The organism is Streptomyces bluensis (genome assembly GCF_014650715.1).
Taxonomy (GTDB): domain Bacteria; phylum Actinomycetota; class Actinomycetes; order Streptomycetales; family Streptomycetaceae; genus Streptomyces; species Streptomyces bluensis.
On record NZ_BMVM01000002.1, the window covers coordinates 533,283 to 557,294 of the forward strand.

Genomic DNA, 24,012 nt, shown 5'->3' on the forward strand with positions numbered 1-24,012 from the left:
CGGGAGTCTTCGAGCCTGTACGCGGGCTTCAGGTCCGGATGCGGAATTGTGCGCTCAGCTGCTGCTCCCGTCGTGAGCTGGGGCCGACGCGGAGGGCGAACTCGCCTGGTTCGACCACTCGGCGGTTGTCGGCCGTGACGAGTGAGCACTGCGAGGCAGGGATACCGATGCGGACGTCCAGGCTTTCACCGGGAGGGATGTGGACCTGGGTGAAACCCTTCAGCTCCTGCTCTGCCCACGTGACGGTGGTGGTCAGGTCGCTGATGTACGCCTGGACCGTTTCCAGGGCCGGACGGCTGCCGCTGTTGGTAAGCCGCACTGTGGCGTTGATTGTGCCGTCAACCGTGACGTCCGGGTCGTGCACGACCAGGTCGGAGTAGGCGACGGTGGTGTAGGTGAGGCCCTCGCCGAACGCGAACAGGGGATCCTGGGTGAGATCCGCGTAGCGGTTCCCGTGCTGGCCTCGCACCTGGTTGTAGAAGACCGGCTGCTGTCCGACGTGGCGGGCGAAGGAGACCGGGAGCCGGCCGCTGGGTTCGATGAGTCCGAGGAGGAGTTCGGCGATCGCGCGGCCACCGCGCATGCCCGGGTTGAACGCCTCGATGAGTGCTGCCGCGTTCAGTGCCGAGTCCGGGAGGGTGCTCGGCTTGGACTGGGCGAGCACGACGATCATCGGTGTGCCGGTGGCGGCGACCGCGTCCAGCAGAGCGATCTGGCCGCCCTGGAGGTCGAGCGTCGCCGTGGAGCGCACCTCGCCGGTGAGGTCGATGGTGTCCCCCACGACCACGACGGCGTAGTCGGAGGCCTCCACGGCTGCGGTGGCCTCCCGGAGTTGCGCCGGGCAGACCGGGGCGGGGGTGAAAACGGGCGGCTGTGGCTGGCCGTCGGGCCCGAGGGACCACTCGGAGTTGGAAGCGGGGCTTGCGATGTCGGCTCCGCGGGCGTGCGTGATGGTCCAGTCGGCGGGTGCGACGGCGCGAAGGCCGTCGAGCACTGTCTCCACCGACTCGCGGGGATGTCCTTCGGGCATCCAGGGGACCTGGCCGGTGGCGCCCGCCCAGTCGCCGAGCATGGCTTCCGTGCTGTCGGCGTTGGGGCCGATCACCGCGATCGTCCGCGGGGTGCCCTGGCTCGCGGCGCGGCCGGCTCCGTCCGCGGTCAGCCCGCCTTCGAGGGGCAGGATGCCCTCGTTGCGCAGCAGCACCAGGGAACGACGGGCGGTCTCCAGGTTGAGGTCGGCGTGCTCACGGCAGCCGATCACCTGGGCCTGCCGCTCGGGGTCGGGGGTGCGGGGGTCCTCGAAGAGCCCGAGCTCGAACTTCAGCCGCAGAACCCGCCGTACCGCGTCATCGATCTGCTTCTCTTCGATCAGGCCGCGGGCGACCGCCTCCTGGGCCCCCTCGAAGAACGCGGGTGTGGCCATGATGAGGTCGTTGCCGGCGTTGACGGCGACCGCCGCCGCCTCGGCGTAGTCGGCGCAGGTCCGCTGGTCGTAGACCATCCGGCCGACGTTGTCCCAGTCGGTCACCAGGGTGCCGGTGAAGCCCCACTCGCCCTTGAGTACATCGTTGATCAGCCATTCGTTCGCGGTGATGGGCACCCCGTCGATCGACTGGTAGCCGAGCATGAAAGCGCGGCAGCCGGCCCGCGCCGCCTGCTCGAACGGGGGCAGGAACCATGAGCGCAGTTTGCGCGGGCTGAGATCGGCTTCGCTCGCGTCGCGCCCGCCGAGGGTTTCGGAGTAACCCGCGAAGTGCTTGGCGTACGCCAGCACGGCGGTCGGGTCGCCGAGACCCTCACCCTGATAGCCGCGCACCATCGCGGCCCCGAGTTCACCGATCAGGAACGGGTCCTCGCCGAACGTCTCGTTGATCCGGCCCCAGCGCAGGTCCCGGGTGATGCACAGCACCGGGGAGAAGGTCCCGTGGATTCCGGTCGCCGCGATTTCCGTCGCGGCGGCTCGGGCCACTTGGTGGAGCAAGGACGGGTCCCAGGTGCAGGCCATGGCCAGCTGGGTCGGAAAGATGGTCGCGCCCGGCCAGAACGAGTGACCGTGGATGCCGTCGTCGGCTGTGAGCAACGGAATGCCGAGCCTTGTCCGCCGGGCCAGTTCCATGGCCTGAGGCATCACGTCGGGAGACACATGCAGGACCGATCCGGCCAGTTTGGCCGACACGATGTCCGCCAGGTCCCCGTGTTGCGCGTCGAGCATCAGCAACTGCCCGACCTTTTCCGGAAGGGTCATCCGTGACAGCAAGTCCTCGATCCTCGCTTCCACGGAAGCTTCCGGATCCAGGTACGCCGCGGAGCGGACCGGCTGTCCCACTGTGTTCTCCAAGTGATGAGTCGTACGGGGTAAGAGGGTTGATCGGCGGCGAGCGCGCGCCTCTTCAGGGCGCTGCCGAACCGCACTCAAGGGGTCGGGGCGGGAGCGAGCCTGGTGTCACTTCAGGCCGGTGGTGGCGATGCCGGCCACGAACTGGCGCTGGAAGATCAGGAAGACGATCATCACTGGCAGCAGGACGACGACGGCGCCCGCGAGGAGGACGCCGAAGCGGGTGAAGGACTGTCCGCTGCTGGCCAGGGCGAGGCCGACGGGGAGGGTGTACTGGCTCTCGTTCTGGGCCACGACCAGGGGCCACAGGAAGTTGTTCCAGGAGCCGAGGAAGGTGATGATCCCGAGGGTGGCGAGGGCTGGTTTGGTCAGCGGCAGGATGATCTTCCAGAAGATGGCGAGTTCGCGGCAGCCGTCGACGCGGGCGGCGTCGATGAGTTCGTCGGGCAGGGTGGAGATGAACTGCCGCATCAGGAACACCCCGAAGGGGCCGGCCAGGAACGGCAGGATCAGCCCCAGCAGGGAGCCGGTCAGCTGCATGTTGGACACCAGCACGTACAGGGGGACGAAGGTGACCAGGCCGGGGATCATGAGCGTCCCCATGACCAGCAGGAAAACGGCGCGCTGTCCGCGGAACTCCAGCTTGGCCAGGGCGTATCCGAGCATCGAGCAGAAGATCAGGTTGCCCGCGGTGACGGCGAGGGCCACGATCACGGAGTTGGTGAACATGCTCGTGAAGTCGAGCGTGCTGAACAACTCGCCGTAGTTGGCGGTCGTGGGTGCCGTGGGTATCAGGACGGGCGGCACTCTGCGGATGTCGGCCTCGGGTTTGAAGGAGCCGGACAGCATCCACAGGAACGGCGCGATCATCAGCAGCAGGGCGCCGGCGAGCGGAAGATACAGCCAGGTCTGGCCCCAGGTCTGGCGGATGCGGCGGCGCCTCAGTACACGGTCCGTGCGCGGGCGTGGCGTTGGGAGAGTGGAGAGGGTGCTCATGGGTCGTCAGTCCTTGTCTCGCAGCACGCGGAACTGCAGCACGGTCAGCGCCACGATGAGGACGAAGATGACGTAGCTGGCGGCCGACGCCATCTCGTAATTGCCGTTGCCGAACTGCTTGTAGGCGTACAACGTGGCCGACAGGGTGGAGTCCAGCGGTCCTCCGTCGGTCATCACGAACGGCTCGTCGAAGAACTGCAGATAGCCGATGCCCGTGGTCACGGCGGTCAGCAACAGGGCCGGACGCAGGAGCGGGAAGGTGACCCGCCAGAACCGCTGCCACGCCCCGGCGCCGTCGAGTTCGGCCGCCTCCATCAGGGACTGGGGGACGGACTGCAGACCCGCCAGCATGATGATCATGACGGTGCCGAGGTTGCGCCACACCGCCATCACGATCATGACGGGCAGAGCGAAGCGGGTGTCCGCAAGCCAGGCCGGTCCGTCGATCCCGAACCAGCCCAGGACGAGGTTCACCAGGCCCGCGCGAGGTTCGAGGAGCGTCTTCCACACCACGGCGACGGCCACGATGCTGGTGATCACCGGCAGGTAGAAGCCGACCCGGAAGACGGCCCGGAAGCGCCGGACACCGCGGTCGAGGGCGACCGCCGCGGCAAGCCCGGCGGCCAGCGTCAGGGGCAGGGCCACCAGGACGAACACGGCCGTGTTGCGCAGGGCCGTGAAGAACTGCTCGTCCTGGAAGAGCCGCACGTAGTTGTCGAGGCCGATGAACGACACGTTCAGGGGTGTGCGCAGGTCGGCGCTACTGGTGTCGGTCAGGCTCATCAGCAGCGACCAGACCAACGGCAGGAGCATGAAGGTCGCGAACAGGGCGAGGAAGGGCGCGGCGAGGATCCAGGCCGCCCGGGCCCGTCTGCCGCGCGCCCTGCCCCGGAGCGGGAGGTGCCGGCATTCGGCGCTCCGCTCCGGTCCCGCGGTGCTCTGCTGGTCGGTGTCGCCCCGCCCGGGGAGCGTTTTCGTGGACATGGATGTCATCCGTCCGTACCAGGGGTGCTCATGGCGGTGGCGCTCAGCGGCCGGTGCCGATGCTGGTGGCCTTGGACTGCAGCGCCTTCTGCACCTCGGCGACGGTGGCCTTGCCGAGGGCCAGCTTCTCCAGTTCGGAGTCGATGGCGTCGGCGATCTGCTGCCAGGTCGTGATGGCGGGCGGCGCCTTGCTGACCTTGAGCTGCTCGTCGAACGGCTTCATGTTCTCGTCCGCGCTCAGGTTCCCTTCCGACCACGCCTGGGGCGAAGCAGGCAGACCGCCGGTGGCCTTGACATAGGCCGAGAGGTTGTCGGGCTCGGTCAGGAACCGGGCGAACTTCCATGCCGCGTCGGGGTTCTCGGACTCCTTGAACACCGCCAGGTCGGTGCCGCCGGCGAACCCGGCGGGCTGCTCGGTGTACGGCACCGGCATGGTCTTCCACTTGCCGTCCAGCTCCGGGGCGTCCTTGTGGAAGCTGGCACCGGCCCACGCGGCCTCCTGATAGGTGGCGATCAGCCCGTCCCGGAAGCCCTGCACGTTGTCCGACCTGTCGGTCGGCGCCAGGCCCTCCTTCGGGACGCTTGCCCAGTACTCCATAGCCTTGGCGACCTCGGGCGTGTCGAAGGTGAACTTCTTGGTCTTGGCGTCGTAGATGTCACCGCCCTGCTGCCAGACCATCGGCACCCAGAAAACCCAGGAGTTGAAGCCCATCACCAGCCCGGTGGCATGGCGCAGCTTGGGGTTCTGCTCCCCGGCGGTGGCCTGGATGGCCTTGAGGTCCTTCAGGTATCCCTCCCGGTCGCCGGCCAGGGGGCCCTTGATGCCGGCCTTCTCGGTGAGGTCGGTCCGGTAGTAGACGACCGTGGTGTCGGCGGTGAACGGGACGCCGTAGGAGGTGTTCTTGTACTTGGTGGTGTCCCACTGGCCGGGGTAGAAATCCGACGACTTGATCGACGTCGGGGTGGCCTGGAAGCCGTTCATGGCGGCCATCTCGGCCATCCAGGTGCTCCCGATCATGGACATGTCCGGCGTGTTGCCGCCGGCTATCGCGGTGGTCAGCTTGTCGTGGGCGCCGTCCCACGGGACCGCGGTGATCTTGACGTCGGCGTCCGGGTTCTCCTGCTCGAACTTCTTGGCCAGGTCCTTCAGGGCGGGTTCGATATCGCCCAGGTTCCACATGACCACCGTCCCCTTGGCCTTGCCCGCGCCGATCTCGGCGGGCGCGTCCTTACCGGGGCCGGAATCCTCGCTCCGGCCACAGCCGGTGGCCACCAGGGCTGCCGTGACGGTGAGGCACAGGGTCTGGACGGTTCTGACAGTGTGACGGGTGGTGATACGCATGATGCGGCTCCTTGCCGTTGGGCGATACAGACGCGGGGGCGAAGGGTGAGGGCGGGCGGGCGCCCGGATGAGTCAGCGCACGAGGGGAGACCGTCTGCGGTGACAGCGGCGTCGGCGGTCAGTCGCGCGGCGCGCTGGGAGCGTCCGGCGCGGAGTGGGGAGCGGCCGGGTGGGGTGTGCCGGACGCGTCGTTCGATGTCCCGGATCGGGAACGCACGGGCGGAAAGGTGCATGTGGGCGGTGCCGCGTGAACGCGGGTGCGGCCGCCGGGATTCGTGAGGAAGGCGAGACCGAAGAAGGTCGCCGAGACTCCAAGGAGGCGGGGGCGGTGCGTCGCCGGCAACGCACCGCCCGGTGGCGAGGCGCCATCACGTGCGCATCGCGATGACGTCACCTCAGTTCGAGCTCGGCTCTAACGTCGAGCCACGGATCACGAGGCTGGTGGGAATGATGCGTGAGGGTGCGGCCTCCGGCGATCTGCGCACGTGGTCGAGCAGCAGACGGGCCGCTGCCTCACCCATTTCCCGCATCGGCTGGCGGATGGTGGTCAGTGCCGGATACGTGTACGACGCCAGCTCGATGTCATCGAATCCCACCACGGCGACATCCTGCGGAATCCGCAGGCCGGCCTCGTGCAAGGCCGCGAGCACGCCGGCCGCCGAGGGGTCGTTGTGCCCGAAGACCGCGTCGAACTCCACGCCGTCCGCGAGAGCTTGTGCGACCGCGTTCCGGCTGCTGTCGAAGAGGAAGTCTCCGTCAGTGATGCGGCGTTGGTCGAGCTCGATCCCGGCCCGCGCATAGACGTCGACGAAGCCGCCCAGGCGTTCCTGAGTACAGCCGTACCCCTCGGGACCGGTCACCACCAGAGGGCGACGGCGCCCGAGGTCCAGCAGGTGGCGCGCCGCCTGCTCACCACCCTCCCGGTTGGTGGTGGCCACGTACGGGAATCCCGGCCGCTGGAAGCGGTCGTCGATCAGCACCACCGGCAGTCCGGCTTCGTGCAGTTCCGTGATGGCTCCCAGGGCCCCCTCGGGCTCTATCACCAGCAGACCGTCGAACGACTTGGCGGCGACCTGCAGGCCCAGCCTGCGCAGTGACTCCTCACCGTGGTTCACGGTCAGCATGCGCAGTCCGAAGCCCTCGGTCTCCAGCGTTTCGACCACCGCCTGCACGATGCCGGCCCAGGCCCAGGCCATGTCAGGGACCAGCATGCCGATCATCTGGGTCGTGCCGCGTGCGAGCCCCACTGCCCCGGCGCTCGGCACATAGCCGAGCGACGAGATGGACTCGCGGACCTTCAGGACGGTGTTCTCGTTGATCTCGCCCTTGCCGTTCAGTACCCGCGAGACCGTCGTCTTGCTGACCCCGGCATGTGCGGCGACGTCAGCGATGGTGACGCCCATGTCTCACCTCCCCTCCCTTCATCCAGAGGCGGGAAGACGTCCTCCCGCGCCGAAGGGCCGATCGTACAAAGACTCGTGGAACCGGTACCGGAATCGATCCCGAAACCGGTTCCGGTACCGGTTCCGGAAGTGAAGCACCGAGAGAGCCAACCGGTCAACACACCGGAAACAACTCGTTCACACATCTCGACGAGCCACGGAAGCCCGCGAAGGTACGCCGCCCGACCCGACCTGCGCGAACGCCGACCCCAACCCGCCATGACCGAACCCGTTTACGCAGGTCACGACCCCGCCGACGCCTGATGGGCGGTGGGCCGCACGAAGCAATCGCGCCCGCACCGTTGACGCACAGGCCGGAGTGCGCTTCATAATCGGGCACTCGCTGTCATCGATGACACAAGTCAACGATGACACCCCTGGGCGACGGCACGGCTGTCAACGCCGGCCCGGGGCCTCACTTTTCGGCCCGTCCGCGCCAGGGCCGCAGTCACCGCTGCGCGGACGGCCGCGGGACTAGGAGACACCATGAGCTCTGCACGCGTATCCCGGCATGCCCGCATGCGGTTGACAGCGGCGGTGGCAACGGTCTGCGCCCTGTCCGCCGCGCCGCTCGCTCCCCAGTCCGTCGCTGCCGACACCCCGCCGTACACCGAGACCTACAGACCCCAGTTCCACTTCACTCCGGAGAAGAACTGGATGAACGACCCCAACGGCCTCGTGTACTACAAGGGCGAATACCACCTCTTCTACCAGCACAACCCGAACGGCAACTCCTTCGGCGACATCTCCTGGGGGCACGCGGTGAGCAAGGACCTCGTGCACTGGGAGGAACTGCCGCTCGCCCTGCCGCACGACGACGAGGAGTTGGTGTTCTCCGGCAGCGCGGTCGTCGACCGGAACAACACCACCGGTTTCGGTACGAAGAAGAACCCGCCCATGGTGGCGATCTACACCAGCGCCTACAAGGACGGCAGCAGGCAGGCCCAGTCGCTCGCCTACAGCACCGACCGCGGCCGCACCTGGACCAAGTACCAGGGCAATCCCGTCATCGACATCGGCTCCAAGGACTTCCGCGACCCCAAGGTCCAGTGGTACGCGCCGACCAAGAGCTGGCTCATGACGGTCTCACTGTCCAGAGAGCACAAGGTGCGGTTCTACTCGTCCAAGAACCTCAAGGACTGGGAGCTGCTCAGCGAGTTCGGGCCCGCTGGTTCGACGGCGGGCGTGTGGGAGTGCCCCGACCTGTTCCCCCTCGCGGTCGACGGGGACAAGAACAACATCAAGTGGGTGCTGGTCGTCAACATCAACCCCGGAGGCATCGCGGGCGGTTCGGGCTCGCAGTACTTCATCGGCGACTTCGACGGCAAGCGGTTCACCGCCGAGGACAAGGGCACCTACACCCCACCCACCGGCACGGTGCTGCAGGACTTCGAGGGCACCGATTTCGGTTCGTGGACGACCACCGGCACCGCGTTCGGCCAAGGACCGGCAACCGGTGCGGTGGACTGGCAGGGGGCGGTCTCCGGCTTCGACGGCAAGGGCCTCGCCAACAGCTTCCACGGCGGTGACGGCGCCACCGGCGTCCTCGCCTCCCCCTCCTTCACCGTCGACAGCCCCTACCTGAACTTCAAGATCGGTGGCGGGCGGCATCCGCACGAGGCCGGAACCGTCATGGACAGGACTCCCCCCGAGGGCACGGTCCTCGCCGACTTCGAAGGCGGAACCTACGGCGACTGGACGGCGACCGGGGACGCCTTCGGCACCGCACCGGCCACCGGCACCCTCCCCGACCAGGGACAGGTCTCCGGCTTCCTGGGAGAAGGGCTGGCCAATACCTACCTGAACGGCGACGCCACCACCGGCACCCTCACCTCACCCGCATTCACCATCGACAAGAAGCACATCAACTTCCTCATCGGCGGCGGCAACCACCCGGCCGACTCCGACAACCCGACCGCCGTCGAACTCCTCGTCGACGGCCAAGTCGTCCGCAGCGCCACCGGCAGGGACGCCGAAGCGCTCAACTGGGCCTCCTGGGACGTCAGCGACCTCGCCGGTAAGAAGGCGCAGATCAAGATCGTCGACAACAACAGCGGCGGCTGGGGCCACCTCAACGTCGACCACATCGTGATGTCCGACACCAAGGCCCCGCCCGTCTCCCAGGAGACGTCCGTCAACCTGCTCATCGACGGCAAGATCGTCCGCAGCGCCACGGGCGCCGACAGCGAGAGCCTGGACTGGGCGTCCTTCGACATGCGCCCGTACGTCGGCAAGAAGGCGCAGATCCAGGTCGTCGACATGAACACCGCCGGCTGGGGCCACGTCATGGCCGACCAGTTCACCGCCGCTGACAAGCCCGCCAAGTCCGCCGTCCAGCTCGCCGACTGGACCGACTACGGCAAGGACTACTACGCGGCGGTGTCCTGGGAGAACGCACCGGGCGGCAAGCGCTACATGATCGGCTGGATGAACAACTGGGACTACGCCGGCTCCATCCCCACCTCCCCCTGGCGCGGTGCCCAGAGCATCCCCCGCGAGATGGCCCTGCGCACCGTCGACGGCCGCGTCCGGCTGACGAGCAAGCCGGTGAACAGCGTGAAGTCCCTGCGTGAGAAGCGCCCTGCGACCGCGGCCGGCGTCACGGTCACGAGCACCTCCACCCCCCTGATCGCCCCGGCGGCCAAGGGCAGGGCACTCGACATCGAGGCGACCTTCTCCCCCAGGGACGCCGACCGCTTCGGCCTGAAGGTGCGCACCGGAGCAGGCGGCGAGGAGACCGTCATCGGCTACGACACCACGACCCAGGAGCTGTACGTCGACCGCAGCCGCTCGGGCGCCGGAGACTTCAACAGCACCTTCCCCGGCGTCCAAACCGCACCGTTGAAGGCCAAGAACGGCAAGGTCAAGCTGCGGATCCTGGTCGACTGGTCGTCCGTCGAGGTCTTCGGCGGCAACGGCGAGGCAGTGATCACCGACCAGATCTTCCCCGACCCCTCCAGCACCGGCGTCCAGGTCTTCGCCGAGGGCGGCGCCGCCACCCTCGACCGCATGCAGGCGTGGCCGCTGAAGTCCATCTGGCGGTGACGTGCCGGGGGTCCAAGCGCCGGTCGGCCAGGAGCGGCTTCGGCGTGCGAGCCCTCGACCCAGCCCATGTTCCAGTAACACTCCAGTTGTGGAGCGCGATCTTCTCAGGGCGCGGTCTGCCGGGCGGCGGCAGCGGCCGGCTTGGGTTTGATGGCCGCGGCGGGCCGACGCGTAGGGTGCCGGGATGATTGCGGTACCAGAGGAGTTCGCACAGAGCACCGTCGCCCGCGACGGGGAGGCCGGGGCGACGTGGATCGCCGAGCTGCCCGGGATCGTGGAGGAGTTGCTGGGGCGCTGGGGGTGCGTGCCGGACGGCGAGGTCATGCACGGGGGCGTCGGCGTCATCGTTCCGGTACGGCGGCGGGCCGAGCAGAGCGCCGTGCTGAAAGTGTCGTTTCCACATCCCGGCAACGTCCATGAGCCGGATGCCTTCGATGCGTGGGGCGGGTGCGGCGCCGTCCTGCTGCATGAGCGCGACGACGAACGGTTCGCGATGCTGCTGGAGCGGGTTCAGCCGTCGACTCTGGCCGAGGCCGAGGACAGCGACGAGGTGGTGACGGTCGCCGGGCGGCTCAATCGCCGCCTGGCCATCCCCGCACCGCCCGGCCTGCCCCGGCTGCGTGAGCGGGCCGTTGCCTGGGAGGAGCAGCTTTACGAGGACGCCGAGGAACTGCCGCATGCGCTGCCGCGTCAGGTGCTGGATGCCGCCCTTGCGACCGTTCGGGAGCTGGGTCGGGCCCAGCCGGACACCCTCGTCCATGGCGACTTCCACGCCCGGAACATCCTGCGTGCCGACCGAGAGCCGTGGCTGGCTGTCGACCCCAAGGGGTACGTGGGAGATCCTGCCTACGACGGCGGCACGCTGCTGAAGTCCCGCGCGCTGACGCTTCTCGAAGCGGATGACCTGCGCAAGGCCGTCCACCGCGTCTTGGATGTCTTCGCCGAGGCCGCGGAACTCGACCGTGAACGCGTCCAGCGGTGGGCCCAGTTCCATGCCGTCCAGGCCGCGTTCTGGGGTCGGCGCCATGGTTTTCGTATCGCCCGCAGCGGACCACGGCTGGACTGGCTCACCGAATTCGCCGACCGACTGGCCGAGTTGCTCACAGAACGCTCGTAGAGCGTGATGGTGCCGCCGGGGCCGGTGGGTGAACGAGTGCGGCCACTGAGGGGAAGCTGGGGTGCTGGAGTACTGTGTGGTCGGCCGACGGGGTGGATCGCGCAGGGGCATGCGTCGAGTTGTCGCGCGTGGACGCGGTGAACCGGCGTCGTCGGCGTCCGCTGCGGGACTGTCCGACCCGACGGGCTACTTGGCCGTTCGACCTGACCGCAACGTGTCTTCTACGGTGCGGGTTCGGTTGACGCGTCGGCGGCACACTCTCCCAGGCCGGTGATCTGTCATGGGCTGCTCTTCTCTGAGATCGCGCGGGCAAAACGGGCACCTCGCGGGCATGCGCTGAACAGCTTCGGGCGGACGACGTCCACGGGCGTTGCCGATATGTGACGGCTGCAAGGCATTGACGTTGCCGGGGACCGGAGTCCATCATCCTCGCCAAGCAGTGTCAACGATGACACAAGTCAACGATGACACCTCGGGACGGCATGCCTCGATGCCGGCCGCTCGCCCGCAATCCCGCAGGAGTCGTTCATGTCACGCATCTCTCGTCTGCCCTCCTCCTTGCTCAGAGCCGCCGCGTGCACGGGCGTCGCGGCCCTCACGCTGACCGCCTGTGGATCCGGATCGGGATCGGGCAGCGCGAGCACCGGATCGGGCAGCGTCAAGGTCGGTCTGATCACCAAGACCGACACCAACCCGTTCTTCGTGAAGATGAAGGAGGGCGCGGAGAAGGCCGCCAAGGAGAACGGTGTCGAACTGTCCACCGCGGCGGGCAAGTTCGACGGGGACAACGCCGGTCAGGTCACCGCCATCGAAAACATGGTCGCCGCAGGGGTGAAGGGCATCCTGATCACGCCGAGCGACTCCAAGGCGATCGTGCCGGCGATCGAGAAGGCCAAGGCCAAGGGCGTCCTGGTCATCGCCCTGGACACCCCGACCGACCCGGAGAGCGCGGTCGACGCCCTCTTCGCCACCGACAACCACAAGGCCGGTGAGCTGATCGGCGAGTACGCCAAGGCCGCCATGAAGGGCAAGTCGGCGAAGATAGCCACCCTCGACCTCGCGCCGGGCGTCTCGGTCGGCGTCCAGCGGCACAACGGCTTCCTCAAGGGCTTCGGCGTCGAGGAGGGCGACCCCTCCATCGTCTGCTCCCAGGACACCGGCGGCGACCAGGCCAAGGGCCAGACTGCGATGGAGAACTGCCTGCAGAAGTCGCCCGACATCAACGTCGTCTACACCATCAACGAGCCCGCCGCGCTGGGCGCGTACACCGCGCTGAAGGCCAAGGGCCGGGAGAAGAACGTGCTGATCGTCTCCGTCGACGGCGGCTGCACCGGCACGCAAGCCGTCAAGGACGGCAAGATCGCGGCGACCTCGCAGCAGTACCCGCTGAAGATGGCCGCCGAGGGTGTCAAGGCCGTCGCGACGTACGCCAAGGACGGCAAGAAGGCGTCCGGTTACACAGACACCGGCGTCACCCTGATCACCGACAAGGCGCAGGACGGGGTCACGTCCAAGGACACCGCCTACGGCCTGGAGAACTGCTGGGGCTGAGCCGCCGCCTCCAGCTGCCGCCGTTCGACACCCCTCAGCGGGGCGGCCGGCCCTCCTCCCGACCGGGGTCGGCTGCCCCTCGTCCCGACCGGGGTCGGCTGCCCCTCGTCCTCCTGCCGTCCCGTCCGACAAGGACTGACCGGGACCGACAAGGACTCATGTCTTCCGACAAGGACTTCGCATGACTGCCACGTCCACGCCGTACGCGGAGCTCAAAGCACCGGCCACGGTCCGCAGACTGCTCACGCAACCGACCACCGGCCCGCTGGCCGCGCTCCTCCTGGCCTGTGTCTTCTTCTCCGTCTCGACCGACCAGTTCCTCACCGGCGGGAACTTCTCGCTGATCGTGCAGCAGGTCATGGTCGTCGGCACCCTCGCCATCGGCCAGACCCTGATCATCCTCACCGCGGGCATCGACCTGTCCTGCGGAGCAGTGATGGCGTTCGGCAGCATCATGATCGCCAAGATGGCCGCCGAGGGCTCCCTGCCCCCGCTCGCCGCGATAGCGCTGGGCCTGGTCGTCTGCGGCGGCTTCGGCCTGCTCAACGGGGCGCTGGTGCAGAAGATCCCGCTGCCGCCGTTCATCGTCACGCTCGGCATGCTCAACGTGGCGTTCGCGCTGACCCACATCTACTCCGAGGAGCAGACGGTCACCAACCTGCCCGGCCCGCTGACCGCCCTCGGCCAGACCTTCCCGCTCGGCAACACCGACATCACCTACGGCTCCCTGGTCACCATCGCCCTGTTCCTCCTCCTCGCCTACGCCCTGAGCAACACCAGCTGGGGCCGGCACGTCTACGCCCTGGGCAACAGCCCGGAAGCGGCACGACTGAACGGCATCCGCACCTCCCGGCTGACCATCGGCGTCTACACCGTGGCCGGCCTGCTGTACGGCGTCGCCGCCCTCCTGCTCATCTCCCGCACCGGAGTCGGCGACCCTCAGGCCGGACAGACCGACAACCTCGACAGCATCACCGCCGTGGTCCTCGGCGGCACCAGCCTCTTCGGCGGACGCGGCTCGGTCCTGGGCACGTTCATCGGCGTCCTCATCGTCGGCGTCTTCCGCAACGGCCTTCAGCTGATGGGCGTCGCCTCCATCTACCAGACCCTCATCACCGGTGTCCTGGTGATCCTCGCGGTGACCGTCGACCAGATCTCCCGGAAGAAGGCGCGATGACCACCACCTCCTCCCCCACCCCCGTCCTGCAGGCCCGCGGTCTGGTCAAGCGCTACGGCCACGTCACCGCCATCGACGGGGCCGACTTCGACCTCCTGCCCGGCGAGGTCCTCGCGGTCATCGGCGACAACGGCGCCGGCAAGACCAGCCTCATCAAGGCCCTCACCGGGGCAGTGGTCCCCGACGCGGGCGACATACGCCTCAATGGCGAACCCATCACCTTCTCCGGCCCGCAGAGCGCACGCGCCCACGGCATCGAGACGGTCTACCAGGACCTCGCCGTCGCCGCCTCCATGGACATCGCCTCCAACATGTTCCTCGGCCGCGAACTACGCCGCCCCGGAATCCTCGGCAGCGCCTTCCGCATGCTCGACAAGAAGCGCATGCGGAAGGAGGCCGCCGAGCACATGGCCGACCTGAAGATCGGCCTGCGCTCGCTGACCCAGTCGGTCGAGACCCTCTCCGGCGGACAGCGGCAGGCCGTCGCCGTCGCCCGCGCCGTCGCCTGGGCCCGCAGCGTCGTCGTCATGGACGAACCCACCGCCGCCCTCGGCGTCAAGGAGTCCGGGCAGGTCCTCGACCTCATCCGCCGCGTCCGGGACAAGGGCATGCCGGTCGTCCTGATCAGCCACAACATGCCGCACGTCTTCGAGATCGCCGACCGGATCCACGTCCACCGCCTGGGCAAGCGCGCTGCTGTGATCAAGCCGTCGGACTACTCCATGGCGGAGGTCGTCGCCATCATGACCGGCGCGCTCAGCGTCGACGAGGCCGGAGGTACTGTCGTAGCGGATTCCGAGGCGGCGAAGGCCGCGGGAGTTCAGGCCAACTGAAGCACTCACAGGGGCCGGCCGAGGCCGCGACCGGAACCGACGAGACAGGAGCCCGTTTCCTCCATGGCAGCGAACCGCCGCCCGACCATGGCAGACGTCGCCCGAGAAGTGGGCGTCAGCGCCAAGACCGTCTCCCGGGTGCTCAACGAGGACGGGTACGCCTCGGAACAGACCAGGGAACAGGTTCTCGCCGCCGTGGCCAAGCTCGGCTTCCAGCCGAACCTCATGGCACGCAACATCCGCGTCGGCGGCCCGGACACCACCATCGGACTGGTCATCCCCGACCTCGCCAACCCCTTCTTCGGAGCCGTTGCCCGCGGCATCGAGGACACCGTCCGCGAACGCGGACTGACCTTGCTCATGGGCTCCTCCGCGGATGACCCCGACCGCGAACGCGCGCTGACGGACAAGTTCCTCGCCCGGCGAGTCAGCATCCTGATCGTCGTGCCGTCCGTCGGCGCAGACCACTCCGACCTCAAATCGCACCGTACGGCGGGTCTGCCCATCGTTTTCCTGGACCGCCCGGGAGTCGGCCTGTCCACGGACAGCATCGTCAGCTCCAACCGTGCGGGGGCCCAGGACGGCGTCGCCCACCTGATCGCCCACGGCCACCGTCGCATCGGATTCGTCGGCGACCTGCCCGTCAAGCTCTACACCCGCCGCGAACGCCTCGCCGGATACCGCGCGGCCCTGCAAGAAGCCGACATCGCCTACGACCGCTCGCTCGTCGCCAACGCCCATGACCAGCCAGGCGCCGAGGCCGCGACCTCCCGACTCCTCGAACTGGCCGATCCCCCCACGGCCCTGTTCGCCGGCAACAACATCATGGCGCTCGGAATCGTCGCCGAACTCGCCCGCAGCAAGCGCAAGGACGTAGCCGTCGTCGCCTTCGACGACGTCTCCCTCGCCGAAGCACTGGAGCCCGCCCTGACCGTCGTGGCCCAGGACCCCGAAGAAATCGGCCGCAGCGCCGCGGCCACCGCCCTGTCCCGCCTCGACGGCGACCGCTCACGGGCCCGCACCATCACTGTGCCCACCCGGCTGATCGTCCGAGGCTCGGGAGAGCAACCCGCGCCCACACCGTAGCCAGCTTGCCCATGTCGGCCGACACCCCGGGATCACGCCCAGGCGTCCTCGCGGAGCCTACGGTAGCCGGGGGCGGGCGTGCCCTTCGGCATCCAGATCGGGAAGAGGTCTTCCACACCTGCACGGCCGGAGCCCTGGCCCAGAGCCGGCTCACTGTCCGCCACCACGCCTGGCTCGCTGCCGGGCCTCAGGGATCCTTCCTCGGACCCGGCAGGTCGAGAGCATTCACCTTCGCGGCCACGCTGCTGGAAGTCGTCCACCCGCGGATCAACCGCGGCGAGTGGGCCGCAGGTAAACGCCGAGCGCGTCGGCGGGGCGGGTTGCCCGCGCCTCGTCGGCGAGCAAGGGGAGGCGGGGCTAGGTGCTCATGTCTCCCCTCCCACAGATCCATCCCCACGTCGTCGACCGCTGCCGGCGACGGCCCCATGTCCTCCGGGTCGGCATCGAAGCACTGCACGGGGACGGCCCCATCCGCGGCCTGCCATGACATCCGCCAGTACTGCGTAATGGTCGCGCCATGGGTGCAGAACCGGTGTTCAAGCCGTGGCTGGGCCGGAAGCCGACCGGGAAAGCGCTCCGGTCCACCGCTTGAGCCGGATGGCCGACTGAAGGGTCAACGCGCCCGCATTGGCGTGCGGAATTTTCCGTCCGCACGCTCCGAGTGCCCCGCCGTGTACTCGAATCGAGCCTGCGAACCCGCGTTTCGTTTGACTGGCAGTGGCTTGAGCAGGCAGCCGACGTACTCCGATGTGCAGTTTCCGCCTCCGCCATCAAACGCATCGGTGCCCGTCTTCATCGCTGCTGCGCAGCCGCGCGATCAGTTCCGCCAGCATCCGCGCCGCCTCGGGCGTCAAGGTTCAATGAACGGGAAGCCTGCGCGACCTCAGCGACTTCGCCAGCTACTCCAGGGTAGCCGGCGGCCAACAGGCCGAGGGGTTGCGGGTGCAGGCTGCCGGGCGGGTCCGGCGGCTCGTGAAGCAGGAGCCGTACACCCAGTTGCCGAGTTCGTCGCCCATGGCCTCACAGCCCGTGTTCGTTCATGAGGCGCATCAGGTTCCGCTTGCGTTTCTGGGCAGTGCGCAGGGCCGTGACGTACGCCGTGAACTCGTGTGACGTTCCCAGGCGACGGTGGCAGTCGCGGATGCGTAGCAGGAGGCTGACGATTTGCTCGTAGACCGTGTTGCCGGTCTGCTTGAGCAGCGGCTCGGCCAGGCGGAGGTAGACGCCGAGCGCGTCGGCGGAACGGTCGGCAGGTGCCTGGTCGGCGAGGGTGAGCCACTGCCGGTCGTCGGCGCCGGTTTCGGTGGATGCCTGCCAGGCGGCGTCGAAATCCTTGTCATCGAGCAGGGCGTCGACCAGGACGGGGCCGCTGTACCAGCCCTCTCGCCGTCGTTCCGCGTCGTCACGTAGCAGGGCAAGGGCTCCCCCACGCTCGGCCGGCCAGCAGTCCGCGGCCTGCGCGGCGGCGCGCAACTGCTGATAGGTGAGCCGGGTGCGGCGGGCACGGAAGTGGTCGCGGCGCACGGTGAGGGCATCCGTCAGACGGTCCGCCTGGGTGTAGAGGTCGCAGAGGTAGTCGACGAGAGCGGTGTCGACGGCGGCGAGGTCCCGGGTGTCCCGGATGCCGCGTTCCGCCCAGCGCAGGGCCTCTCCGGAGCGTTGGGCGGTGTCCAGCTCGCGGGCGATGACCAGATGCGTGTGGCCGTTCGACGCGAGGTCGGCCGCGTGCACGGCGATCACCGCGTCGACATCGCCTCCCGCCTTGGCCAGACGCTCCATCAGGTACTTCTCCGCCCAGCCGCGACGGTTGCCCCGCCATGCCTCCACGGCCAGCTTCCGCAGGGCGGCCATTCCGTCTTCTCCGAGGACATCCTCGTAATCGAGGGGATCGATGTCGGTCAGGCCGTCGTCGAGGTCGCCGAGTGCATGGCCGACCAGCCAGCGCGCGAGTTCCTCGGGATCGGGGCGTGCTGCGCGGCACGCGTCGAGGTGTGCGTCGGCAAGGCCCGCACCGATCTGGCTGAGCCAACCGTCCGAGTCGTCGACGCTCTCCACCGCCTCGGCCAGCAGCCGCATCGCCTCCGACGCCAGCGTGATCGCGTCAGCAGCCCGCCCCGAGCCGGTCAGCGCCCTGATCGAGGACACCGCCTGCCCGGCCTGGTCGGCGTAGGCGCGGGCATCTGCGTACTCGACGTACCCATACCGGGCGAAAGAGCCGACGTCGAACAGGTCGCGGATACCGGACCGGAGCGTGGCGAGGTCCCCGCGGACGCTTGCGGCCCGCAATTCCAGGCGCCGCCGCACCTGCCGGTCCTCGTCGATCTGTTCCCGCAGCAGAGCCAGCAACTCGTCCTTGGACAGGGCGGACAGCCACCGGTCGAGGCCCTGCGCACGCTCCTGGGCCGCCTCCCGCTGCCGTGGCAGGCTCTCCCGCTGGGCGAGCACCCTCAGGCCGAGGGCGACCAGGTGCTTGCAGAAGTTGCCCTCCAGGCCGTACGGACAGTCGCATGTGCCGGCCAGTCCTCCGGGCCCCTCCAGTGTCAGCTCGACCTCGTACCGCTCCGTGCCGTGAACGCTCGCGGTGACCCAGCCGTCACCTACCTCGACTCCGGACACCGCTTCCAGGTACCCGAGCGCGCGCTCGTAGGAACGGGCACCGGCCAGTGCCCTGAGGTTGGCCTCGGTGAGACTGCCCATGGTTTCCGCCTGCTCCAGATTTTGCACGTGACAGCCCGCCAGCCTAGGGCTGCAAGGAGGTGCAGGTGCGACAGTTCGGCACTTCGACCGCCGATCCACAGCCGACCCACGAGGCCCCAGGTTCGTCGTCGAGGCCTTTCACGCGAGCCTCATCGCCGACGGCAGCGCCCGCGCCCCTCAGCCCGACGGCAACCGCCGCTTCCTCCGGCGTGGTTGGACCGCCACAGTCTCCGGTGACACCCCATTCCCTGTCTGTTCGTCGCGCAGTCGCGACCGCCGGCTCCGCCGCGGGCCTGTCCTTCTCGGTCTCCTCCCCCTCGCGCTCCTGCGCGTCGTCCTTCGGCGGCAGGTCGATCACAGGCTTGGGCGGCAGCCCTCCCCCCATACCGCCTCCGACTCCAGCGCCGAACGATCGACATAGCCGTGCTCGACGTCACCGTAACCGTCACCACCGTCCGGCTCCGGTCCGGCAGCGGCATCGTCGCCCTGTGCGTGCGGACGCGGTCGGTACCGTCAGGGGATCGGCCTCCTCAGCCTGCCGCTGCCCGGACCCGCGCCTGAGGGGTGGGCCCGGCTGGAGACCTGCCGGCACTGGGCATCCTGAGCCACGTACCTCATGCCTCACCGTCTCTCCGCTATTGCCAGGCGCGGACCAGATCTTCAGGTCCCCAGTGGGCCGCAAGCGGCAGACTGCCGACGACACCGCTGCGGGACACCGCGACCAGCGGGGTGTCCGGCCCGGCACCGGGCACCGCGAGTACGTCCCGGGCCAGGGCGTCGTATTCGCGCCGGCCGAACGGCTGGGACTCCAGCCACTTGATGGAGCCGACGAAGTGCACCGCGCCCGCCACGGGTTCACGGTCGGTGCCGACCAGGTCGATCTCGGGGTTGTTCTGCCGGTTCCACCAGCCGCCGACAGCCTCTGTCTCCGGCCATCGCTCGTCGGGCAACAGCCGCAGCAGCGACTCACGGATGAGCGGCTCGACCGCACGCCCCCGCCAGGCGGGCCAGGAACGCTCGATGCGCTCAAGGGCAAGATCGCCCCGGCCGCGCTCGATGAGCGGGATGCCCCGCTGCAGGAAGGCCAACCAGAACCGGAGATACGGATCCGCGATGCGGTAGCGCTTGTTCTTGGTGTCGGCCTTCGCGGACAGCGGCAGGTCGGCCGCCAGAACCCGCTTGGCCTGCAGGGTGTTCAGCAGCGGGGACAGCGTGCCCGATGGCAGGGCACCTGTTCCCCCGGCCTGTGCCGCGATGGTGGAGAAGGTCCGCTCTCCGCTGCCCACCGCCTCCAGAACCGCCCGCGAGTGCGACGCCTCGGGGAACTCCCCCAGCAGCGACAGCTCGCCCGCCACCAGCAGCGGAGACAGCGGATTCGCCACCGCCTCACGTAGGAAGTCCGCCCGGCGCACCCCTGGCCGCCACGACTGGACGATTTCCGGAAAGCCTCCCGTGATCAGCAGCGCGTCCACCGCGTCCGCCGCATCCAGCCCGGTCATGGCCTGTACATCGCCCAGGTGCAGCGGCCGTACGGTCATCTTCGCCGCCCGCCCGAAGAACGGGCGGCCGTACGATTGCAGCGCCTCCATCACCGACATGTCGCTGCCGACCAGGATGAGCAGGACCGGCTTGGCGGACAGGTGACGGTCCCAGACGGTCTGCAGAGCCCCCTCGAACTCCGCGTCCTGCTCCACCAGCCACGGCACCTCGTCGATCACCGCGATGCTCGGGGCGTCGTCCGGAACCGCGACGGCCAGTGAGCGCAGCGCCTGATTCCAATCCGAGGCCTGCAGCCCGGCCACCAGCTCCGCCCCCGGTAGGGCGGACTGGGCGAGCGCCCCGGTGAAGTCCGCCCGCTCGGCCACGGCGTTGCGGCCCCGGGTCGCCTGGAAGACCACGTACGGAACCCGGGACCGGTCACAGAACTCCTGGACCAGGCGAGACTTCCCCACCCGGCGCCGCCCGGTCATGATGACGGCCCGCCCTCGGGTGGCGCCCTCGCCCTCGATCACCAGGTCCAGTTGTCGAGACAGCAGGTCCAGGTCAGCCGCCCTCCCTTTGAACTCCACAGGCGACCCCCTCTCGACCGAAACTTAGTTTCGATATTACGTAGATTGAATCTAACTTAGACGATAGCTCGCTTCGGGTGCCGCGTGTGCCATCACGGACTCGCCGGAAGCACAGACGAGTGCGCCCACACCATTTCAGGCTTGGACAGATGGGCCGACATCGGTCCCACCAGAGAATCCCGCAGGTCACAGCCGGCGGCCCGGCACGACCAGCCCTCGCTTGCGGCTCCTGCGGGAAACCTGCGGTCAATTGCCGCCGACCTACCGATTCACCCGGACAACCGTCTCGATCACCAGCTGCCCGTCCCCACCCAGCGGTCGTCCCTCTGCCCATGCTCCGAGTCCCCCGCCGGGGACTCGAACCTGCGCAGCACTCGCTCGGCACCCCGTCCGACGAGCCAAGTCCCCCCGCCCGCCAAGCGCTTGCCCTGCCCGGGTGAACCCCCAGGTCAAAGCCACAAAAGCAGACGAGTCGGGCTGTACGCCGGGTTCTGTTCCGAGGGGTTCTCGCGAACCCCTCGGTGACGGCCATCCATCTAGGGCCGGCGTTGCCGCCGGCCTCGTGCGGTCTACCCGCGGACTCGGGCGGGCAGCCCTCGAACGTCCGCGCAGAGCGCTTCTTACGGCGCTCCTCTTGACCTTGCTCCGGGTGGGGTTTACCGAGCTGCCCAGGTCACCCTGGGCACTGGTGGTCTCTTACACCACCGTTTCACCCTTACCGAGAGCCGGAGCTCTCGGCGGTTTGCTTTCTGTGGCACTGTCCCGCGGGTCACCCCGGGTGGCCGTTAGCCATCACCCTGCCCTGTGGAGCCCGGACGTTCCTCGGGAAGCACCCCGTCAGGGGGACTCCACGCGGCCGTCCGCCCGGCTCGTCTGCCGTGTCGACCATGCTACCCGGCGTGGGCCCCGTCTCGGTCCGGCTGCCGCCGTGGCCAGGAACGAGCCCGCCAGGATGAGGGCGAAGGAGACGAGTACGGCTGCCGTGAGCTGTTCGCCCAGGAACACGGCGCCTGCCGCGACCGCCACCGCCGGGTTGACGTACGTGAAGACGGTGGAACGGGTCGGGCCCACTTCGCGGATCAGTTCCAGGAAGACGACGAAGGCCAGTGCCGTGCAGATCACGCCCAGGCCGAGGAGGGAAGCCAGGACCGAGGGCGTGGGCATCGATGTCGGCCACGTCGCCGCTGCCGCGGGGGCGTAGACCAAGGCCGCCAGGGCGAGGCAGGGCGCGATCAGCTGGAGTGTGGGGACCTGCTTCAGGTGGCGGACGATGATCAGCGGGGCCGTGGCGTAGCCCAGGACCGTGACCCCCACCTCCGCCAGGGAGCGCGCGTCGCCGCCGGTGAGGTGCGGGGCGGTGAGGACCGCTACTCCGGCCAGGCCCAGGGCCAGCCCCACCATCCGGCGTGCGCCCAGCCTCTCCGTGTCGCCGAAGAAGCGGGCGAGGACGACTCCGACGATGGGTACGCCCGCTATCAGCAGCCCCGCTGTTGAGCTGGAGAGGTGGCGTTCGGCGTCGGTCAGGGTCCACCAGGGGCCGATGATCTCGATGACGGAGAAGGCGAGCATGGGGCGCCAGTGGGTGCGCACGGTCCGGGCCAGTCCGCCTTGGCGTACGGCGAAGGGGAGCAGGAGGGCCGCTCCCAGCGCGCAGCGCGTGAACACCACCATCGACGGCGATACGGCGTCCACCGCCACTTTGATCATCAGGTAGGGGATGCCCCAGAGGACTCCCATCAGGGAGAACAGGAGCCAGCCTCGTACAGTCATACGGTGAGTTTCGGACGCGGGGGCGTCTGCGTCTTGAACGCTGTTGCGCCCCCCAGCCCCCGGCCCCCAGCCACGCCGCCCCTACGGCTTCGAGGACACCCCCTTGCGGTACGCCGCCGGTGTCACCCCCAGCACCCGCCTGAACCATCTCGTCATGTGCGCCTGGTCCGCGAAGCCCACCTGCCCGGCCACCTCCGCGGGGCGTCCGCCCGCCTCCAGCAGGCCGCGGGCCCGTGTGACCCGGTACTGGGCGAGCCAGGCGTACGGGGGCATCCCCGTCGTCGTACGGAAGGCGCGCAGGAGCTGGTAGCGGGACAGGCCCAGGTCGGCGGCGAGGGCAGCGAGGGAGGGCGGGGCGAGGAGTTCGTCGGCGAGGCGGTCGCGTACGGCGCGGGCGATGGTGCCCGCTCCGGGGATCGTGTCCGGGGCGGGGCGGGCCGTGGAGTGGCGGCGGGCGAGGGCGGTGAGCAGCCAGGGGAGACGGGATTCCGTCTCCAACGGGTCGGGGCAGGCGCTGAGTTCGGCGTGCGTGGTGCGCAGGGCCGCGGACAGTTCGGGGTCGTCGATGAGGGGGTCGCGGAAGTGGGGGATGCCGGTGAGCGTGCCGTCGGCCAGGAGGGACGGGGCCGGGTACAGGGCGCGGTACGCGTAACCGTGCGGGTCGGAGATGCCGGTGTGCGCCTCGCCGGGAGCCAGGACGACGATCGCGCCCGGGCCCGCGTGGACGCCGCCGCCCCGGTAGTCGATGAAGGACGCGCCTGTCGTACAGATGCCCACGCTGAACTCGTCGTGCGCGTGCGGGGCGTAACGGTGGCGGGCGAAGCGGGCGGTCAGCAGGTCGAGGGGGCCGCCGTCGCGGCCGAGGGTGGCCCGGGTCCAACTCGACGAGAGGGCCTGCTCGCGTCCGCTCACCTCGCGCTCCTTCCTTCGCCGGTTCCTCCACCGGCCGGCCCAGGCTACGCCCGGCGGTTTGGAGTGAGGCTCAGCGGAAGTCCGAAGTCTCCAGGTCGAAGGCGAAGGGTTCCGGGAGGGTGATCGGTTTGCCGAAGGGGACGGTGCAGTGCTGGCGGTAGTCGTCCTTCTCCGGGTCGCTGAACAGGGTGACCGAGGAGGCTTCGCGGTCGACCAGCAAGTAGAGAGGGATGCCTCCGCGGGCGTAGCAGCGGCGTTTGGCCTCGCGGTCGGCCTTGGGCTTGGTCGACGTCACCTCCAGGACCATGGCGACGCCGTCGCAGGGCATCCAGGCACCTGCGCCTAGGAAGAGGTCCAGCTTCAGGGAGGCGAAGGTGACATCTGGGATCACGTGATTCTTCGGGCAGGCTTCCCCGCTCTTCAGCTTCAGGCCCTTGTTACCGGAGAAATCCATGTCGACGCGAGACCGCCTGATCACCTGCCTCGCAATCCGGCTGATGTAGTGCTCGTGCTCCCCGTCCGGCGGCGGTGTCACAACGATCTCCCCCTCGACCAACTCGGCCCGGAAACCCTCCGGGGTGTCCAGGGCGAGAAAGCCCTCCAGCAGGACCTCTTCCTGCGTGAGCGGCTCATGGGCCATGGCAGTCATGTCACGC

At 68.8% G+C, this 24,012-nt stretch carries 15 protein-coding genes, 1 other RNA gene and 1 pseudogene; 6 read left to right on the forward strand and 11 right to left on the reverse strand.

All coding sequences use genetic code 11. The features are described from left to right. Window positions 1–28: 28 nt before the first annotated feature. The 5 genes from IE262_RS07560 to IE262_RS07580 form a co-directional block, all read right to left on the reverse strand. The gene (locus IE262_RS07560; RefSeq protein ID WP_229877139.1) at window positions 29–2,245 is read right to left on the reverse strand and encodes a glycoside hydrolase family 3 N-terminal domain-containing protein; all 2,217 of its coding nucleotides are present in this window, start codon (window positions 2,243–2,245) and stop codon (window positions 29–31) included. 198 nt (window positions 2,246–2,443) lie between these two features. Then, on the reverse strand, window positions 2,444–3,331 hold the full coding sequence (locus tag IE262_RS07565; RefSeq protein WP_134031929.1) for a carbohydrate ABC transporter permease: 888 nt from the start codon (window positions 3,329–3,331) through the stop codon (window positions 2,444–2,446). Window positions 3,332–3,337: 6 nt separating this feature from the next. After that, the gene (locus tag IE262_RS07570; protein ID WP_189872193.1) at window positions 3,338–4,324 is read right to left on the reverse strand and encodes a carbohydrate ABC transporter permease; all 987 of its coding nucleotides are present in this window, start codon (window positions 4,322–4,324) and stop codon (window positions 3,338–3,340) included. A gap of 34 nt (window positions 4,325–4,358) precedes the next feature. Beyond that, window positions 4,359–5,657 carry an extracellular solute-binding protein gene (locus tag IE262_RS07575; protein WP_189872195.1) on the reverse strand — a complete coding sequence of 433 codons (1,299 nt, stop codon included), beginning with the start codon at window positions 5,655–5,657 and terminating at the stop codon, window positions 4,359–4,361. 395 nt (window positions 5,658–6,052) lie between these two features. Further along, a complete protein-coding gene (locus IE262_RS07580; protein ID WP_189872197.1) occupies window positions 6,053–7,060 on the reverse strand; it encodes a LacI family DNA-binding transcriptional regulator in 1,008 nt (335 codons plus the stop codon). Between the two features lie 525 nt (window positions 7,061–7,585). Here IE262_RS07580 and IE262_RS07585 point away from each other — a divergent pair. The 6 genes from IE262_RS07585 (at window position 7,586) to IE262_RS07610 (ending at window position 15,908) form a co-directional block, all read left to right on the forward strand. Further along, complete coding sequence (locus IE262_RS07585) at window positions 7,586–10,144, forward strand: glycoside hydrolase family 32 protein (RefSeq protein ID WP_189872199.1); 2,559 nt, start codon at window positions 7,586–7,588, stop codon at window positions 10,142–10,144. A 184-nt stretch (window positions 10,145–10,328) separates the two neighbouring features. Beyond that, the gene (locus IE262_RS07590) at window positions 10,329–11,261 is read left to right on the forward strand and encodes an aminoglycoside phosphotransferase family protein (protein WP_189872201.1); all 933 of its coding nucleotides are present in this window, start codon (window positions 10,329–10,331) and stop codon (window positions 11,259–11,261) included. 528 nt (window positions 11,262–11,789) lie between these two features. Next, window positions 11,790–12,812: a sugar ABC transporter substrate-binding protein gene (locus IE262_RS07595; protein WP_189872203.1), complete on the forward strand. Its 1,023-nt coding sequence runs from the start codon at window positions 11,790–11,792 to the stop codon at window positions 12,810–12,812. A gap of 181 nt (window positions 12,813–12,993) precedes the next feature. Beyond that, window positions 12,994–13,989: an ABC transporter permease gene (locus IE262_RS07600; RefSeq protein ID WP_189872205.1), complete on the forward strand. Its 996-nt coding sequence runs from the start codon at window positions 12,994–12,996 to the stop codon at window positions 13,987–13,989. Next, the gene (locus IE262_RS07605) at window positions 13,986–14,822 is read left to right on the forward strand and encodes an ATP-binding cassette domain-containing protein (RefSeq protein WP_134031905.1); all 837 of its coding nucleotides are present in this window, start codon (window positions 13,986–13,988) and stop codon (window positions 14,820–14,822) included. The genes IE262_RS07600 and IE262_RS07605 overlap by 4 nt, the downstream gene beginning before the upstream one ends. Before the next feature lie 63 nt (window positions 14,823–14,885). Beyond that, complete coding sequence (locus tag IE262_RS07610) at window positions 14,886–15,908, forward strand: LacI family DNA-binding transcriptional regulator (protein WP_134031902.1); 1,023 nt, start codon at window positions 14,886–14,888, stop codon at window positions 15,906–15,908. 1,020 nt (window positions 15,909–16,928) lie between these two features. Here IE262_RS07610 and IE262_RS07615 read toward each other — a convergent pair. The 6 genes and pseudogenes from IE262_RS07615 to IE262_RS07640 all read right to left on the reverse strand — a co-directional run bounded on the left by IE262_RS07615 (window position 16,929) and on the right by IE262_RS07640 (window position 24,005). Next, a complete protein-coding gene (locus tag IE262_RS07615) occupies window positions 16,929–18,605 on the reverse strand; it encodes an SWIM zinc finger family protein (protein ID WP_189872207.1) in 1,677 nt (558 codons plus the stop codon). Between the two features lie 635 nt (window positions 18,606–19,240). Next, window positions 19,241–20,674 (reverse strand): ATP-binding protein, encoded by a 1,434-nt coding sequence (locus IE262_RS07620; RefSeq protein ID WP_189872209.1) that lies wholly within the window; start codon window positions 20,672–20,674, stop codon window positions 19,241–19,243. 464 nt (window positions 20,675–21,138) lie between these two features. Further along, window positions 21,139–21,546, reverse strand: an RNA gene (gene rnpB, locus IE262_RS07625) — RNase P RNA component class A. Between the two features lie 118 nt (window positions 21,547–21,664). Next, window positions 21,665–22,444, reverse strand: a pseudogene (locus tag IE262_RS40520) (DMT family transporter); the annotation flags it as partial. Between the two features lie 81 nt (window positions 22,445–22,525). Next, window positions 22,526–23,356, reverse strand: a complete 831-nt coding sequence (locus IE262_RS07635) for an AraC family transcriptional regulator (protein ID WP_189872211.1) — start codon at window positions 23,354–23,356, stop codon at window positions 22,526–22,528. Between the two features lie 70 nt (window positions 23,357–23,426). Further along, complete coding sequence (locus tag IE262_RS07640; protein WP_189872213.1) at window positions 23,427–24,005, reverse strand: Uma2 family endonuclease; 579 nt, start codon at window positions 24,003–24,005, stop codon at window positions 23,427–23,429. Between the last annotated feature and the right edge of the window lie 7 nt (window positions 24,006–24,012).

Excerpts from the sequence above, each read along its gene's own strand:
- IE262_RS07560 (WP_229877139.1), bottom strand. The coding sequence starts at position 2,245 with ATGACCCTTCCGGAAAAGGTCGGGCAGTTGCTGATGCTCGACGCGCAA.
- IE262_RS07565 (WP_134031929.1), bottom strand. The coding sequence starts at position 3,331 with ATGAGCACCCTCTCCACTCTCCCAACGCCACGCCCGCGCACGGACCGT.
- IE262_RS07570 (WP_189872193.1), bottom strand. The coding sequence starts at position 4,324 with ATGACATCCATGTCCACGAAAACGCTCCCCGGGCGGGGCGACACCGAC.
- IE262_RS07575 (WP_189872195.1), bottom strand. The coding sequence starts at position 5,657 with ATGCGTATCACCACCCGTCACACTGTCAGAACCGTCCAGACCCTGTGC.
- IE262_RS07580 (WP_189872197.1), bottom strand. The coding sequence starts at position 7,060 with ATGGGCGTCACCATCGCTGACGTCGCCGCACATGCCGGGGTCAGCAAG.
- IE262_RS07585 (WP_189872199.1), top strand. The coding sequence starts at position 7,586 with ATGAGCTCTGCACGCGTATCCCGGCATGCCCGCATGCGGTTGACAGCG.
- IE262_RS07590 (WP_189872201.1), top strand. The coding sequence starts at position 10,329 with ATGATTGCGGTACCAGAGGAGTTCGCACAGAGCACCGTCGCCCGCGAC.
- IE262_RS07595 (WP_189872203.1), top strand. The coding sequence starts at position 11,790 with ATGTCACGCATCTCTCGTCTGCCCTCCTCCTTGCTCAGAGCCGCCGCG.
- IE262_RS07600 (WP_189872205.1), top strand. The coding sequence starts at position 12,994 with ATGACTGCCACGTCCACGCCGTACGCGGAGCTCAAAGCACCGGCCACG.
- IE262_RS07605 (WP_134031905.1), top strand. The coding sequence starts at position 13,986 with ATGACCACCACCTCCTCCCCCACCCCCGTCCTGCAGGCCCGCGGTCTG.
- IE262_RS07610 (WP_134031902.1), top strand. The coding sequence starts at position 14,886 with ATGGCAGCGAACCGCCGCCCGACCATGGCAGACGTCGCCCGAGAAGTG.
- IE262_RS07615 (WP_189872207.1), bottom strand. The coding sequence starts at position 18,605 with ATGGGCAGTCTCACCGAGGCCAACCTCAGGGCACTGGCCGGTGCCCGT.
- IE262_RS07640 (WP_189872213.1), bottom strand. The coding sequence starts at position 24,005 with ATGACTGCCATGGCCCATGAGCCGCTCACGCAGGAAGAGGTCCTGCTG.